The 14,320-nt window shown below is 46.2% G+C and carries 11 protein-coding genes, 2 tRNA genes and 1 pseudogene; 11 read left to right on the forward strand and 3 right to left on the reverse strand.

The annotated features are described in order from the left end of the window. The first annotated feature begins 131 nt into the window (after positions 1–131). On the forward strand, positions 132–1,436 hold the full coding sequence (locus B5J93_RS01505; protein ID WP_079324102.1) for an OmpA family protein: 1,305 nt from the start codon (positions 132–134) through the stop codon (positions 1,434–1,436). Positions 1,437–1,508: 72 nt separating this feature from the next. On the opposite strand, the gene B5J93_RS01510 is transcribed toward B5J93_RS01505, so the two are convergent. Together B5J93_RS01510 and B5J93_RS01515 are read right to left on the reverse strand one after the other, a co-directional pair. After that, positions 1,509–2,453 (reverse strand): IS3 family transposase, encoded by a 945-nt coding sequence (locus B5J93_RS01510; RefSeq protein WP_115237156.1) that lies wholly within the window; start codon positions 2,451–2,453, stop codon positions 1,509–1,511. Then, the gene (locus B5J93_RS01515; protein ID WP_079324104.1) at positions 2,426–2,962 is read right to left on the reverse strand and encodes a helix-turn-helix domain-containing protein; all 537 of its coding nucleotides are present in this window, start codon (positions 2,960–2,962) and stop codon (positions 2,426–2,428) included. Before B5J93_RS01515 ends, B5J93_RS01510 begins: the two co-directional genes overlap by 28 nt. A 180-nt stretch (positions 2,963–3,142) precedes the next feature. Between B5J93_RS01515 and typA the strand changes: the two genes are divergently transcribed. Beyond that, positions 3,143–4,990 (forward strand): translational GTPase TypA, encoded by a 1,848-nt coding sequence (gene typA / locus B5J93_RS01520; RefSeq protein ID WP_079324105.1) that lies wholly within the window; start codon positions 3,143–3,145, stop codon positions 4,988–4,990. Between the two features lie 187 nt (positions 4,991–5,177). Further along, positions 5,178–5,594, forward strand: a pseudogene (gene mscL / locus B5J93_RS01525) (large conductance mechanosensitive channel protein MscL); the annotation flags it as partial. Positions 5,595–5,657: 63 nt separating this feature from the next. Here mscL and rlmD read toward each other — a convergent pair. Beyond that, positions 5,658–7,079 (reverse strand): 23S rRNA (uracil(1939)-C(5))-methyltransferase RlmD, encoded by a 1,422-nt coding sequence (gene rlmD, locus B5J93_RS01530; RefSeq protein WP_079324106.1) that lies wholly within the window; start codon positions 7,077–7,079, stop codon positions 5,658–5,660. A gap of 230 nt (positions 7,080–7,309) precedes the next feature. Between rlmD and B5J93_RS13415 the strand changes: the two genes are divergently transcribed. The 8 genes from B5J93_RS13415 to B5J93_RS01565 all read left to right on the forward strand — a co-directional run bounded on the left by B5J93_RS13415 (position 7,310) and on the right by B5J93_RS01565 (position 14,320). Further along, positions 7,310–7,459 carry a hypothetical protein gene (locus B5J93_RS13415; RefSeq protein WP_158080659.1) on the forward strand — a complete coding sequence of 50 codons (150 nt, stop codon included), beginning with the start codon at positions 7,310–7,312 and terminating at the stop codon, positions 7,457–7,459. Then, positions 7,456–8,004: a hypothetical protein gene (locus tag B5J93_RS01535; RefSeq protein ID WP_079324107.1), complete on the forward strand. Its 549-nt coding sequence runs from the start codon at positions 7,456–7,458 to the stop codon at positions 8,002–8,004. The genes B5J93_RS13415 and B5J93_RS01535 overlap by 4 nt, the downstream gene beginning before the upstream one ends. 36 nt (positions 8,005–8,040) lie before the next feature. Further along, a tRNA-Leu gene (locus tag B5J93_RS01540) sits at positions 8,041–8,125 on the forward strand. A gap of 110 nt (positions 8,126–8,235) precedes the next feature. Further along, positions 8,236–8,312, forward strand: a tRNA-Met gene (locus tag B5J93_RS01545). Positions 8,313–8,756: 444 nt separating this feature from the next. Continuing rightward, positions 8,757–9,254 carry a ribosome maturation factor RimP gene (gene rimP / locus B5J93_RS01550; RefSeq protein WP_029103945.1) on the forward strand — a complete coding sequence of 166 codons (498 nt, stop codon included), beginning with the start codon at positions 8,757–8,759 and terminating at the stop codon, positions 9,252–9,254. A gap of 24 nt (positions 9,255–9,278) precedes the next feature. Beyond that, positions 9,279–10,760 (forward strand): transcription termination factor NusA, encoded by a 1,482-nt coding sequence (nusA, locus tag B5J93_RS01555; protein ID WP_079324108.1) that lies wholly within the window; start codon positions 9,279–9,281, stop codon positions 10,758–10,760. Between the two features lie 198 nt (positions 10,761–10,958). After that, positions 10,959–13,766, forward strand: coding sequence for a translation initiation factor IF-2 (gene infB / locus B5J93_RS01560; protein ID WP_079324109.1), 2,808 nt, complete (start codon positions 10,959–10,961; stop codon positions 13,764–13,766). 74 nt (positions 13,767–13,840) lie between these two features. Next, positions 13,841–14,320, forward strand: coding sequence for a prolyl 4-hydroxylase family protein (locus B5J93_RS01565; protein WP_079324110.1), 480 nt, complete (start codon positions 13,841–13,843; stop codon positions 14,318–14,320).

Below are 14,320 nucleotides of genomic sequence, written 5' to 3' on the forward strand. Positions count from 1 at the left end.
TATGGCTATCTGTCAGAAAGTTGGCTTATTTTTATAGATTTTTATTGAAAAATATTTCAGCTTAATGTTAGAATAGACAGTGATAGTCTAGTGTGTTTGACTTTAATCGAAACCATCCTTTGGAGGAATTTATGAAACTTAATAAAATCGCTTTGGCACTGGTTGCCACTGCTGCTACCGCCGCATCTGCTGGCGTTACTGTAACCCCACTTGTTGGTTACAACCATCCTGATGAGGCTCACGACAAACAACGTGAAGTATTCAAAACTGGTAAAGATCTATATGTTAACGCTGACGGCAAATCTATTGATGGTCGTGCTGGTAAAGTGACCAATGGTGGCGTTGCCCAAGAAGGCGGTTTATACACTGGTCTTGCTCTAGGTGTGGAACTAACCCCATCTACTCAATTCCAAGTGGAGTATGGTGTTTCTAACACCAACGGTGAAGCGTCAGAAGCCTCTGCAAGAGCTGGTATCAACCGTTTTGATGCAGAAAGAGAAACCATTTCTGGTAACTTCCTAATCGGTACCGAACAGTTTACTGGCTACACTAATAACAGATTCAAGCCTTATGTATTGGTGGGTGCTGGTCAAGTTAAGACCACCATGGAAAATCGCCAAGCTTATAATACCAGTGCAGGTGAAACCACTCAAACTGGTATTTCAGGTACTGTAAACGCTGGCTCTGAAGTTGCTGAATCAAAAGACACCATCGGTAACCTAGGTCTAGGTGCTCGTTACCTAATCAACGATGCTCTAGCTCTACGTGGTGAAGCTCGTGCCGTTCACAACTTTGACAACGCATGGTGGGAAGGTCAAGCCCTAGCAGGTCTTGAAGTGACTCTAGGTGGTCGTCTGGCTCCTGCAGTTGCTGTTGCTCCAGTTGCTGTTGCTCCTATTATTGAGCCAGTGGTTCAACCTGTACAAGTTGTTGAAGAGCAGTTCATTGACAGCGATGGTGATGGTGTTGCTGACCATCTAGACCTATGCCCAGATACTCCACGCAACGTTGTGGTTGACGCTAATGGTTGCCCAGTTGAGACTGCGGTACAAGAAGACCTACGCATGGAACTTCGTGTATTCTTTGACCGTGACAAGTCAAACATCAAACCACAGTTCCGTGAAGAGGTTGCTAAAGTTGCTGACAAGATGCGTGAGTTCCCGAACGCAACTGCTGCCATCGAAGGTCACGCTTCTAAAGACAGCAAGCGTTCAAGTGCTAAGTACAACCAACGCCTATCTGAAGCTCGTGCAAACGCTGTGAAGTCTATGCTATCTAACGAGTTCGGTATCGCTCCTAACCGTATCTCTGCGGTAGGTTATGGCTTTGACCGTCCTGTAGCACCTAACGATACTGCTGAAAACAAAGCACTTAACCGCCGTGTTTATGCAGTTATCCAAGGTAACAAGGTAACTAACGTTGTAGAAACCAAATAATCTTCTGATTATTCAAAAACCATCCAAAGTAATTCTGAACCGACCCCCAAATCTTAGACATAAGATTAAAGGTTAGGTTGTTGCAAGTGGTTGTATTAACCCTAATTGGACTAAGTTTCTGTACTTAACAGGACTTAGTCCTTTTAATTTGCTCTTTATTCTATCATGATTGTAGTAGTGTATGTACTCATCAATCACTTGTTTGAGTTCATCTGTTGATGTAAATGTGGTTGTCTCATAAAATATCTCTTCTTTTAATGTACCTTCGAGCCTCTCTATCACAGCATTATCCAAACAATTGCCTTTTCTTGACATGCTTTGGGTTAAGCCTTGTTCTTTTAGGGTTTGTTGATACTGGTGCATTTGATAGTGCCAGCCTTGGTCTGAATGAATGATAGGTTTGTCATCCATCTTTTCTTGGCTTAGCTTGGATAGGGCATTATCTAACATCTCTTTGACCAACTCATACGTTGGTCTGTCCTTCATCGTATAACTGACAATCTCACCATTAAACAAGTCGATGATGGGTGATAGGTAGAGTTTTCTTTGAATGACACTGCCATCTTTTTCTCTGTCTTGTACTTTAAACTCAGTGATGTCTGTTGCCCACTTTTGATTGGGTTTGTCTGCTTTAAAATTGCGGTTTAATACATTGCCAGCAATATGACCCATTGTGCCTTTGTAAGTATTAAACTTACGTTGACGACGAACCAATGCTTTGAGTCCAAGTTTAGCCATCAGTCGTTGCACTCGTTTATGATTAATGACCATGCCTTTTTGGGCAAGCTGATTGTTAAGCTCTGATGTAATCCTACGATAGCCATACCTGCCTTTGTGATGGTGGTAGATGTGGTTAATGTGTTCTTTTAAAGACAAGTCTTTGTCAGGTTTTTTGCTTTGATGAATGTGGTAATAAAACACACTTCTTGGCAAGTTTGACACTGCCAATAAGTCAGCAAGTTTGTGCTTATGCCTTAATTCTTGGATGATCAGGACTTGTTCTTTGTTTGTGCTGATTGTTCCTTTTGACGAATTAAGGCATCTGGCTTTTTTAGGTAGTCATTCTCTGCTCTAAGATAGGCAAGTTCATCAAGCAAATCATCCACACTTTTTTCGTGGTCTTGTTTGGTTTTCCAAGTTGATTTGGTTTTATTAGCGTTGTGTTTGTTTGACATTGCTTTTTTGCCTTTGGGTTTGGGGGTGAGTCCCATTATACCAAAGGCTTGGTAGGACTTTAACCAACTTGACAGTAAAGAAGGTTGTGGCAGATTAAGCTCTATGGCAAGTTGTGTAAGCGATTTGCCTTGTTGAAGTTGTTTGATTGCGTCAAGTTTAAAGGTGGTGTCATAGACAGCCTTTGTGTGTCGTCTTTTTATGCCATCAATGCCATGTGCTTGATAGAGTTTAACCCATAGCTCTACGGTTTTGTGGTTTAGATTAAAGTGTTTGGCGGTTTGTTTGTAGCCATGATGATTAAGATAATACCCAATCACAGACAGTTTAAAGTCGGTTGTGTATTTTGCCATAGAAAGCACCCCAAAGGTTAGTGTGAGTGGCGAGCTTTGGGGTGTGGTTCAGACAGGGGGGTTTTTATTTTCTAAAACTTGGCATTTTATATTATTATTGGTCAAATCCATGCTATAATAGACAGCTTTTGTGTAAGTTCTTAATTTGCACCCCTATTTTTATTTAAAATTTGAGATTTTATGTCAAACAATATCCAACATCTACGCAATATTGCCATTATTGCCCACGTTGACCACGGTAAAACAACCTTGGTTGATAAACTTTTACAACAATCAGGCGCCTTGGGCGAGCGAGCGGGCGAGATTGAACGAGTCATGGACTCAAACGCCCTAGAAAGTGAGCGTGGTATTACCATTCTTGCCAAAAACACCGCCATCAAATGGATGGACAAACGCACCAACACCGAATACCGCATTAACATCGTGGACACCCCCGGACACGCCGACTTTGGTGGTGAGGTGGAGCGTGTGTTATCTATGGTGGACTGTGTGCTACTGCTTGTAGATAGCCAAGAAGGCCCCATGCCACAGACTCGCTTTGTTACCCAAAAGGCATTTGCCCGTGGTTTAAAGCCGATTGTGATTATCAATAAAATCGACAAACCTGCTGCCCGTGCCGATTGGGTAATCGACCAAGTGTTTGATTTGTTTGATAATCTAGGCGGTACAGACGAACAGCTTGATTTTCCCATCGTTTATGCCTCAGGCATTAACGGCATTGCAGGGCTGTCGCCTGATGAGCTTGCTCCTGACATGACGCCATTGTTTGAGACCATTGTGGATATCGTTGAACCACCAAAAGTGGACGTGGACGGTGCATTCCAAATGCAAATTTCAAGCCTTGACTATAACAGCTTTGTTGGCGTGATTGGCGTGGGGCGTATTCAGCGTGGCTCTATCAAGACCAACACACCTGTGGTGGTCGTGGATAAAGACGGCAACAAACGTAACGGTCGCATCCTAAAAATCATGGGCTATCACGGGCTTGAGCGTGTGGACGTGGAGTCTGCCCAAGCTGGCGACATCGTCTGCGTGACAGGTATTGACAACCTTAATATCTCGGACACCATTTGCGACCCCAAAGAAGTCGAAGCCTTGCCTGCGTTGTCGGTAGATGAGCCGACCGTATCGATGACGTTCCAAGTCAATGACAGTCCATTTGCAGGGCGTGAGGGTAAATTTGTCACGTCCCGTAACATTCGTGAACGCCTAGACCGTGAACTTATTCACAACGTGGCACTTCGTGTTGAAGACACCGATAGTCCAGACCGCTTTAAGGTGTCGGGTCGTGGTGAGCTACATTTATCTGTCTTGATTGAGAACATGAGACGTGAGGGCTTTGAGCTTGGTGTGTCTCGCCCGGAGGTTATCATCAAAGAGATTGATGGCGTGATGTGTGAGCCATATGAGAATGTAACCTTTGATGTCGAAGAGCAACATCAAGGGGCGGTCATGGAACAGATGGGTAACCGCAAAGGCGAACTGACCAACATGGAGGTGGACGGTAAAGGTCGTATCCGTATCGAGGCGACCGTGCCATCTCGTGGGCTTATCGGTTTTCGCTCGGAGTTCTTGACCATGACATCTGGCACGGGTATCATGACATCAAGTTTTAGTCATTATGGTGAGATGAAAGAGGGTGCGGTTGCCAAACGTCAAAATGGCGTACTGATTTCTATGGTAACAGGTACTTGCCTAGGTTATGCTTTGTTTGGCTTGCAGGAGCGTGGGCGACTGTTTGCCAAACCACAGCTTGAAGTCTATGAAGGCATGATTGTGGGTATCAACTCTCGTGGCGATGACATGGTGGTAAACCCAACCAAAGCCAAACAGCTCACCAATATCCGTGCGTCAGGCTCGGACGATGCCATTATTTTGACCCCTGCGTTGGAGTACAGCTTGGAGCAGGCACTTGAATTTATCGAAGATGATGAGCTTGTGGAAGTTACCCCAAAATCTATTCGTATCCGCAAAAAGTATCTGACCGAAAATGACCGTAAGCGTTTTGGTCGCAAAAAGGATGCTTAATTGACAAAAATGATGTCATTATTTAAATATTCTAAATAGATGTTTTAAAAATAAATGGTATCTTATCCGTCAATTTGTTGATTTGGGGCAAGTCTTTGCATATTGCCCTAAATTTTTTTAGAATATGAGAATGAGAATTATTTTTTTATATTCTTTAAGTGTTGAGATTATTATGAGTATTATCTAAGAATTTAAAGAATTTGCTGTCAAGGGCAACGTGATGGACTTGGCGGTTGGTGTCATCATCGGTGTTGCGTTTGGTAAGGTTACCACGTCGTTGGTTGATGATGTGATTATGCCTGTAATTTCTGCGATTATGGGTGGTCAGCTTGACTTTAGCAATATGTTTGTTGTGCTTGGTAAAGTGCCAGAGGGTACAGCAATGACTTATGCTGCCCTAAAAGAAGCGGGCGTACCTGTACTGGCGTATGGTAACTTTATCACGATTTTGATTAATTTTATCATTTTGGCGTTCATTGTATTTATGCTTGTTAAAGGCATGAACAAAATGCGTAGACAAGCCGAAGCAGAGCCAGAAGCTCCTGCCGAGCCATCAGAAGAAGTATTGCTACTGCGTGAGATTAGCCAAAAGCTAGGCAAATAATTAGCATGTACCACACTCAAAACCCATCATCTGATAGATGATGGGTTTGTTGTTTTAATGGGTTTAGACCGCCTTTTCAAACCGCACAATACTCTCAACATGCCCCGTATGACAAAACATATCCATGACCCCTGCATGAGTCGCCCGATAGCCCCGCTCGGCAAGGCGGACGCTATCTCGGGCGAGCGTGGCAGGGTCGCATGAGACATAGACGATACGTCGGGCGTTAAATCGCCCCAGATAATCCATAACCTCCCACGCCCCTGTGCGTGGCGGGTCGATGAGTAGGGCATCCACCTGTCCTACCCACGGCTTGCCTGAGAAATCTTGGGTTAGGTCTTGAACAAAAAAGTTGGTGTTACCAAGTCCATTGTCTTTGGCATTCATCTTGGCACGCATGACCATATCACGACTACCCTCCACGCCAATGACCTTGCCCATATCCCCCACGCATTTGGCAAGAGCCAGCGAAAAGTTACCCAGTCCACAAAACAAATCCAGCACCCGCTCGCCTTGTTTTAAATCAAGGAGCCGACAGGCAAGATTTACCATTTGCCGATTGACGGATAAATTAACCTGCGTAAAGTCGGTAGGACTACTTTGTAAGGTCAAATTAAATTCAGGCAAATGATAAAACAATCCGCCTGTCGGAGGTGTGGTGTGGCTCATGGGCAGTATCGCCTTGTCGGTGCTGTCAATACGATAAATGCTATCTACCCCTTTGGGCTGTAAATAGATTTGCCAATTTACCAATTTGCCAAAATGGATAAGTGTGGCGGTGTCGGCTTTGTTGATTGGCTTGGTGTGGCGAATGATAAGAGCCACGCTTGGCAAGTTGCCCATTTCTTTGTCCACACTCTCGCCCACGGCGATTTCTAGGTGGGTAATGCTGTCCTTGACTTTTAGCGTTTTTAAAAGGTGTTTTAAGTCATCTGACTTATCACCCACACGCTGATCCAAAATCGGACAAGTGTCAATGTCTGTCAAAAAATTGCTCGCTCGCTCACGAAAGCCCACAATGAGCCTGCCTGTCTTGGGTAGATAACGCACGCCCAGACGAGCTTTGGTGCGATAATGCGTTCTGTCGCCCACGATTGGCGGCAGCCACGTGGCAGGGGTAATGCCTGATTTGGTAAGGTGGTTTTGTAGGACGGACTGTTTGTGCCGAATCTGCTCGTCCACGTTAAAATGTTGCAGGGTGCAACCGCCACACACCCCAAAATGCGGACAAATGGGAGCGGTGCGGTGAGGGCTTGGGGTCAGAACGCCCGAGCAGTCGGCTTCATCATAGCTTTTTTTGGATTTGGTAAGATGTGCCGTTACCGTCTCGGTGGGTAGGGTGTGGCTTATGAAGACTTTTTTGCCCGATTTGTCGCCATGCGTGTCGTCATAGGTTGCGATGCCACGTCCGTCATGGGTTAGGGCGGTGATGTGTAGGGTGATGGGCGTTTGGGTTTGCTCGGATTTGGATAACTGGTGGGTCATGATTGCCTATTTTGTTGGGTATCATAAAAAGGCATTATATCATTATTGTGGGTGGGCATTGGTATTTTTGGTGTTTGGCATTATAATAAGTAGGGTTTATTGATATTTATACCTAACAAACTTAATATTTACCACAGGCTTTGTAGGGGCGTGTTGCACACGCCCTTGATGATACTACACATCATAAATTTGTGGTAATTTTAAAGTTCTTCATCTATATGTGAAAAATTATGTGCCAATTATGTAACATTAGCCCCTTTATCATTCATGACGCCCTAGTCGATGAGCATGACAATACCAAGCCGTCTGCTGATGAAAAAAGCGATAATGAAAATCCTGACAGCGAGCAGGCTTACCCTGTATCGGGCGGTGCGTTGTGATTTTTGCCAGTCATGAGCCGTTTTTGCAGTCCAGGGCTCAGATGCTCATCATGCCTGTTAGCACAGACGGTAACATTGCTCACCCTGTCATCGCACGGTGCAAAGGCTTGTATGCCGACAACTACGAGCATTACCAAAAAAAGGCAATCGGGGGCGAGCTGTCGCTGGGCGATGCGATGGTGTTTCGCATCTCTAAGCAAACCACGGGGCTTGGCGTACAGACGGGTGGAGCGGAGTATGTTGGTAGTCTTGTCGTCCAAAAATTCCCCGAACAACCCATCAGCGTGCGAATGCTCAAACACTCCTTGACCGCCCTAAAACCACACATTTATGAACTCATGCGATACAAAGGGCTAAGACGTGTGGCGATACTGGGGTCGGCTCTTCTGGTTAAGGATGCCACCCAAGAGGGCAGTACGGTAGAATGGCTCACTGCCGAGCATATCATGAACGTGTGCCAAGACGTGTTGGGGGATGTGCCAAAACTTACCGTCGAGGTGCATTTTGGGCGAGATATACCCCTATCTTTTGCAAAAAATGCTTGAAAATGGCGATGGCTTCGGATATAATGCACACCACTTGCGAACGTGGTGGAATTGGTAGACACGCTATCTTGAGGGGGTAGTGCTTCACGGCGTGAGGGTTCAAGTCCCTCCGTTCGCACCAACTAGTCTAGTTTTACTAGATTTTTTTATGTCAAAAATTTATCAAATCAAAAAACTTAAATTTTTGCTTGACAATACCAAAAACCATGTTATAATAGCGTTCTAAATTGATGCGGGGTGGAGCAGTCTGGTAGCTCGTCGGGCTCATAACCCGAAGGTCGTTGGTTCAAATCCAGCCCCCGCTACCACTTTTTAAATCCTTATTTAAATTTAAAATTATTTTTAAAATTGTGAAAATAAGGTATCTTTTCCATAAAGTTTATCATCAGATTTTTAAATTGATAAAGTAAACATGGTTAAGATGTCGGCGAGCAATGATTTTAGCCCACCAACGTGTTTTGTGGGTTTTTTTGTATTTGCAATTTGCCAAACCGCTTAGGGTGTGTTGAATATTGGTATTTGCCATGAAAAATGAGAAAAATCGCCCGTTTTTCAAGGAAAAATGCAGGCTGATAGTCATTCTATCAGACAAGTTTTTGACGATGAAAAACAAGATTTAGCCATTTTTCATGCAAAAATAGGCTAAACCATCAAATTTTATCAAACTCCAATAAAATGTTATCAATGTTCAACACGCCCTAACTCTTTTTGATTTTTAATTTGTGCTTTAACATAGGATTAACCAAGCCAAAATGAAACCATCTAGCAAGATTGCTGAACTTACCCAAATGATTGCCCCTGCGGTGTCCGCTTGTGGCGTAGAGCTTTGGGGGATTGAGTTTATGCCCCAAGGGCGTAAATCACTGCTCCGTATTTATATTGAAGTCAATGCCGATGCCCGTGAGCGTGGTGAGCATATCACCATCGAGGACTGCTCAGCGGTCAATCACCAAGTCTCAGGCGTACTAGAAGTGCATGACCCCATCGCAGGCGAGTATGTGCTAGAAGTGTCAAGCCCTGGCTTTGACCGTCCGCTGTTTACCCCCAAGCAGGTGGCGATGTTTGTGGGAGAGACCGTCAGTTTGCGTCTGATTCACGCCATCGGACAAGGCGACACCAAACGCCGTAAGGTCGTCGGTCGTCTGGTGAGTGCGAGTGAGACGAGCATGAATGTGGTCACCGAAGATAAACTAGAATTTGACATCGCTTTTGATAATGTGGATAAAGCCAATTTGATTTATCAAGACTAAAATTTAACCAAAAAGGTAGATAAGATGAGCCGTGAGATTTTGACCGTTGTTGAGACCGTCAGTAATGAAAAAGGGCTTGACCCTGATGATATTTTTGGGGCGATTGAACAAGCACTTGTTTTTTCAACCAAAAAAAAAGTCTATACCGAACAGCCAGAAGTGGCAATCCGTGTTGCCATTGACCGTAAGACAGGCGATTATGACACTTATCGCTACTGGACGGTGGTGGCAGATGAAGACCATGAGATGCCTGCTTGCCAAAAGGCGATTAGCGATTTGGACGAAAACGAATACCAAATTGGCGACATCATCGAAGAGCAGATTGAGTCCATTGAGTTTGGGCGTATTGCCGCTACCCAAGCCAAGCAGGTCATCATCCAAAAAATCCGTGAAGCCGAGCGTGCCTTGATTGCCGATGCTTTTGAAGCTCGTGTGGGCGAGCTTATCACGGGCGAAGTCAAAAAAGCAAGCCGTGATGGTTATGTCATTGACTTAGGCGACGGGGCGGAGGGTTATCTTGCCAAAGACCAAACCTTGCCCCGTGAAATGCTACGCCCTAAGAGCCGTGTGACGGCACTACTTGCCAAGGTCAATCGTGATGGGCGTGGCAGTCAGCTCGTGCTATCTCGTACGAGCAATGAGATGCTTGTTGCCTTGATGACCAAAGAAGTCCCTGAGATTAGCGAAGGGATTATTGAGATTCGTGATGTGGCTCGTCTGCCTGGTTTGCGTGCCAAAATCTCGGTAAAAACAGGCGACAGCCGTATCGACCCTGTGGGGGCGTGTATCGGCATGCGTGGCACTCGTATCCAAGCGGTGCAACAAGAGCTAGATGGCGAGCGTATCGATGTCGTGGTGTGGAGCGATGACCCTGCCCAGTACATCATCAGCTCATTGGAGCCTGCGGATGTGTCTAGTATCGTGCTAGATGAAGATAACCAAACTGCCGACATCATCTTTGGGGCGAACGACCAGTTGGCTCGTGCCATCGGCTCACAAGGTCAAAACGTGCGTCTGGCGTCTGATTTGACCGGCTATAAGCTTAACATGATGCTAGAATCTGAATACCTAGAACGCCAAAAAAGCGAGTCTGAGGCGATTATCACGCTGTTCTACGAGCGTTTGGAAGTGGATAGAGATTTGGCGGAAGCGTTGGCGGAGATTGGTTTTACCACCATCGAAGAAGTGGCTTATGTGCCTGCTGAGACTTTCTATGACATTGACGGGCTTGATGATGAGACCATCGGTGCCATCCAAGATCGTGCCAAAGAAGTTATCATCAATGATGAACTTATCAAACAGCAAAACATCAAAGAACCTAGTGGCGAGCTACTTGCCCTAGAAGAGATGACCCCTGCCATTGCTTATAAATTGGCGGAGCGTGACATCATTACCCTTGACGACCTAGCCGAACAAGCGGTGTTTGACATCGAAGACATCGAAGGCATGGGCAGTGAGCTGGCGGGCAAGCTGATTATGGCAGCACGTCAGTCATGGTTTGAATAACCATGCGTGCGTCATGGGGCGTACTGTCATGAGTACGTAAGGACGTTGCCAAATTTGGTTGGTGAGAATTTGGCAACTTGTAAAAATGGAGGGTAAAATGGGGATGAACAAGACTCATCCTGCCCATCCATTTTCACCAAATTCATCATTTTATGATAAAATCATTCTTCAGATAACCAAACAAATTTAGGTAAACCAATGGCAACAAAAACCGTAAAAGAATTAGCAAAAGATTCTAACATTACCACTGACGTGCTTTTAAAACAACTAAAAGACGCAGGTCTGCCCACTCGTGGCGAAGATGATTCTGTCTCAACCGATGAGCAGGCGACGTTAGTGGCGTTTTTAAAACAAAGTCATGGTCAAGCCCAAAAAACTCGCATTGGCATGACTCAAAAAATCACCACCACCAAAAAAATCACCACCACCACCGGCAAAGCCCAAAACATCAATGTCGTGCGTGCCAAGAAAAAGCAGTTTGACATCCAAAAACCTGACTTAGCTGCCGAAAAAGCCAAAGCCCAAGCAGAGCGTGAAGCCGAACAAGCCAAAGCGATTGCCGCCCTAGAAGCCAAACAAAACGAAGAGCGTGCCAAACAAGAAGCTGCCATGCGCCAAGAGGCGACATTGGCTGCCATGCGCGCCAACTCGGGCAGTGCAAATGGTGGCGAGAGTAAGCCCAGTGCGTCTGTGATTGTCAAAAAAGCCAAAAAAGATGAAGCCGATAAAGACGACAGCGTGGTCAGCTCATCTGTGGTCAAAAAAGGCACAGCTGCCAAGAGTGACGTAAAATCTGACAAAAAAGAGACCAAGACAGACAAAGCCAAAAAACAACCTGCCAAACCTGCCAAGAGCGAGACCGAAGAAGAGCGTCAAGCTCGCCTTGCCCGTGAAGCCGAAGAGCAAAAACTGCGTGAGATAGAAGCGGAAAACCGTCGCCGTGCTGCCATTGACGCCCAAAATCGCACTTTGGAGCAGATGAAACAAATGGCAAATCGTTATAGTGAAAAAGACGAGGTGCCAAGTGCGGTCGTGCGTAAAGATGAGCCATTGGCAGCAGGTCTGGTCGGAGCGGCATTAGAAGAGTCTTTTGAAAAAGAGCGTCGTGAGATTAAGCGTGGTACCAGCAGTACATCAAGCCGTGCCAAAGGCGGTAAGAAAAAAGGTAAAGAAGAGCTTGAAATCAGACCTAAGTCACGTGGTCTAAAATCATCACAAGCAAGCAAACATAAGTTTGAGATGCCTGTGGAAAAAATCATCCATAATGTTGAAGTGGGCGAAGAGATTGTCGTGTCTGACCTTGCCCAAAAAATGGCGGTCAAAGTGCGTGAAGTCATCAAGTCGCTCATGAAAATGGGCGAGATGGTGCGTGAGGGCGATGTCATCGACCAAACCACCGCCGCCCTTGTCATCGAAGAGTTTGGGCATAACTTCATCGCTGTGTCTGACACCCAGCTAGAAGACGACCTACAAGAGGCTGCCACCGAGAAACAAGGCAACGTCCAAACCCGTCCGCCTGTCGTTACCATCATGGGTCACGTTGACCATGGTAAGACATCACTACTGGATAAGATCCGTGAAACCAAAGTGGCAAGCGGTGAAGCTGGTGGTATTACCCAGCACATCGGGGCGTACCATGTTGAGACTGACCGTGGCGTGATTACTTTCCTTGATACCCCTGGTCACGCTGCCTTTACTGCCATGCGTTCACGTGGGGCTCAGGCGACCGACATCGTGGTCATCGTGGTGGCGGCGGATGACGGGGTTATGCCACAGACCGAAGAAGCCATCGACCATGCACGAGCGGCTGGTACGCCAATCATCATCGCCATGAACAAGATGGATAAAGACACCACTGACCCAGAGCGTGTGCTAAATGAGCTGTCAGTCAAAGAAATCATTACGGACGCTTGGGGTGGGGATACGTCACTGGTCAAGGTCTCTGCCAAAACAGGCATGGGTATTGATGAGCTGTTAGAGACCATCAGTATCCAAGCCGAAATCATGGAGCTGACCGCCCCTGTGGATGGTGCTGCCCAAGGCGTGGTCATCGAATCTCGCCTAGACAAAGGGCGTGGTGCGGTGGCAAGCCTACTGGTCAAAAAAGGCACGCTAAAACAAGGCGACCTTGTATTGGCAGGCGAGTTTTATGGCAAAGTGCGTGCCATGACCGATGAGAATGGTGAGCGTATCAAGTCGGCAGGGCCTTCTATTCCTGTGGAGATTTTGGGTTTGCCTGATGCTCCGATGGCAGGTTCTGAGTTCTTGGTGGTCTCTGATGAGAAAAAAGCCCGTGAAGTGGCGGATTTTCGTATCGCTCGTGAGCGTGAACGTTTGCTTGAGCGCCAAAACAAAATGCGTCTAGAAAACATGTTTGCCAACATGGGCAGTGAGGCAAAAACCCTAAATCTTATCCTAAAAACAGACGTGCGTGGTTCGCTAGAAGCCCTGCTTAGTGCGTTAGATGAGCTATCAACCGATGAAGTCAAAGTGCGTGTGATTAGCTCGGGCGTGGGTGCCATCACTGAGTCTGATGTCATCTTGGCGGAGTCTAGTGAGGCGGTTCTGCTGGGCTTTAACGTGCGTGCTGACAATGCCGGCAAGCGTAAAGCAGATGAAGCGGGGCTTGACATTCGTTATTATAGCGTGATTTATGGCTTGATTGACGATGTCAAAGCAGCGATGAGTGGCATGCTTGCCCCTGAGCACCGTGAGAAAATCTTGGGTATTGCCGAGGTGCGTGAAGTGTTCCGTTCTAGCAAGTTCGGGGCGGCGGCAGGCTGTATGGTACAAGAAGGCACGATTTATCGTAACAAGCCCATCCGTGTTCTGCGTGATGATAAAGTCATCTTTACAGGACAGCTCCAATCCTTGCGTCGCTACAAAGACGATGTGAACGAGGTTAAGGCAGGCATGGAGTGTGGTCTGGCAGTCAAAGGCTATGAAGTCGCTACTGGCGATAAGATTGAAGTCTTTGAGATTCACGAAGTGGCGCGCACCCTGTGATGTCATGACAAAAACCGCTTGCCCTAAGGTGAACGGTTTTTTTGATAATAAGTTGCACAAATAGGAGTATTCATATGACATCATCTGCCTTTTCATCATTAACTCATGAAGACTTACTGGCATTGAGCTTGACACTTGATGATAGTTGGAGAGCGTGGATAGAGACTAACATTGAGCGGGGGTGTAGCCCTGCCAGCATCGCCAAAGTTTTGGCGGGCAATAAAAAATTGCCAAGCAAGTATCTGCCTGCCGTGCGTCCAAATATCACCAATGATGATGAGAATTTTGTTGATATTGATGGGCATGTCGTGCAGGTGGTTTGTACTCTAAAATCGCCCCGAGTGGTAGTGTTTGACAACCTGCTCACACAGGCGGAGTGCGATGAGCTGATTGCATTGGCGGATGGTAGGTTGGAGCGTGGTAAGGTTGTTGATGAAAAGACTGGTAATTCACGTCTGCATGCTCACCGCAGTAGTGATAACGCCCAGTTCACTTTGGGTGAGTTTGAGGTCATTGACCGCGTGGAGAGACGATTGGCGACCCTGCTAAATTGA

This window comes from Moraxella equi (assembly GCF_002027555.1).
In the GTDB taxonomy this organism is placed as follows: Bacteria; Pseudomonadota; Gammaproteobacteria; order Pseudomonadales; family Moraxellaceae; genus Moraxella; species Moraxella equi.

What these genes read in the sequence shown, in the direction of transcription:
- B5J93_RS01505 (WP_079324102.1), top strand. Translation starts at nt 132, where the DNA reads ATGAAACTTAATAAAATCGCTTTGGCACTGGTTGCCACTGCTGCTACC.
- B5J93_RS01515 (WP_079324104.1), bottom strand. Translation starts at nt 2,962, where the DNA reads ATGGCAAAATACACAACCGACTTTAAACTGTCTGTGATTGGGTATTAT.
- typA (WP_079324105.1), top strand. Translation starts at nt 3,143, where the DNA reads ATGTCAAACAATATCCAACATCTACGCAATATTGCCATTATTGCCCAC.
- rlmD (WP_079324106.1), bottom strand. Translation starts at nt 7,079, where the DNA reads ATGACCCACCAGTTATCCAAATCCGAGCAAACCCAAACGCCCATCACC.
- B5J93_RS13415 (WP_158080659.1), top strand. Translation starts at nt 7,310, where the DNA reads ATGTGCCAATTATGTAACATTAGCCCCTTTATCATTCATGACGCCCTA.
- rimP (WP_029103945.1), top strand. Translation starts at nt 8,757, where the DNA reads ATGAAACCATCTAGCAAGATTGCTGAACTTACCCAAATGATTGCCCCT.
- nusA (WP_079324108.1), top strand. Translation starts at nt 9,279, where the DNA reads ATGAGCCGTGAGATTTTGACCGTTGTTGAGACCGTCAGTAATGAAAAA.
- infB (WP_079324109.1), top strand. Translation starts at nt 10,959, where the DNA reads ATGGCAACAAAAACCGTAAAAGAATTAGCAAAAGATTCTAACATTACC.
- B5J93_RS01565 (WP_079324110.1), top strand. Translation starts at nt 13,841, where the DNA reads ATGACATCATCTGCCTTTTCATCATTAACTCATGAAGACTTACTGGCA.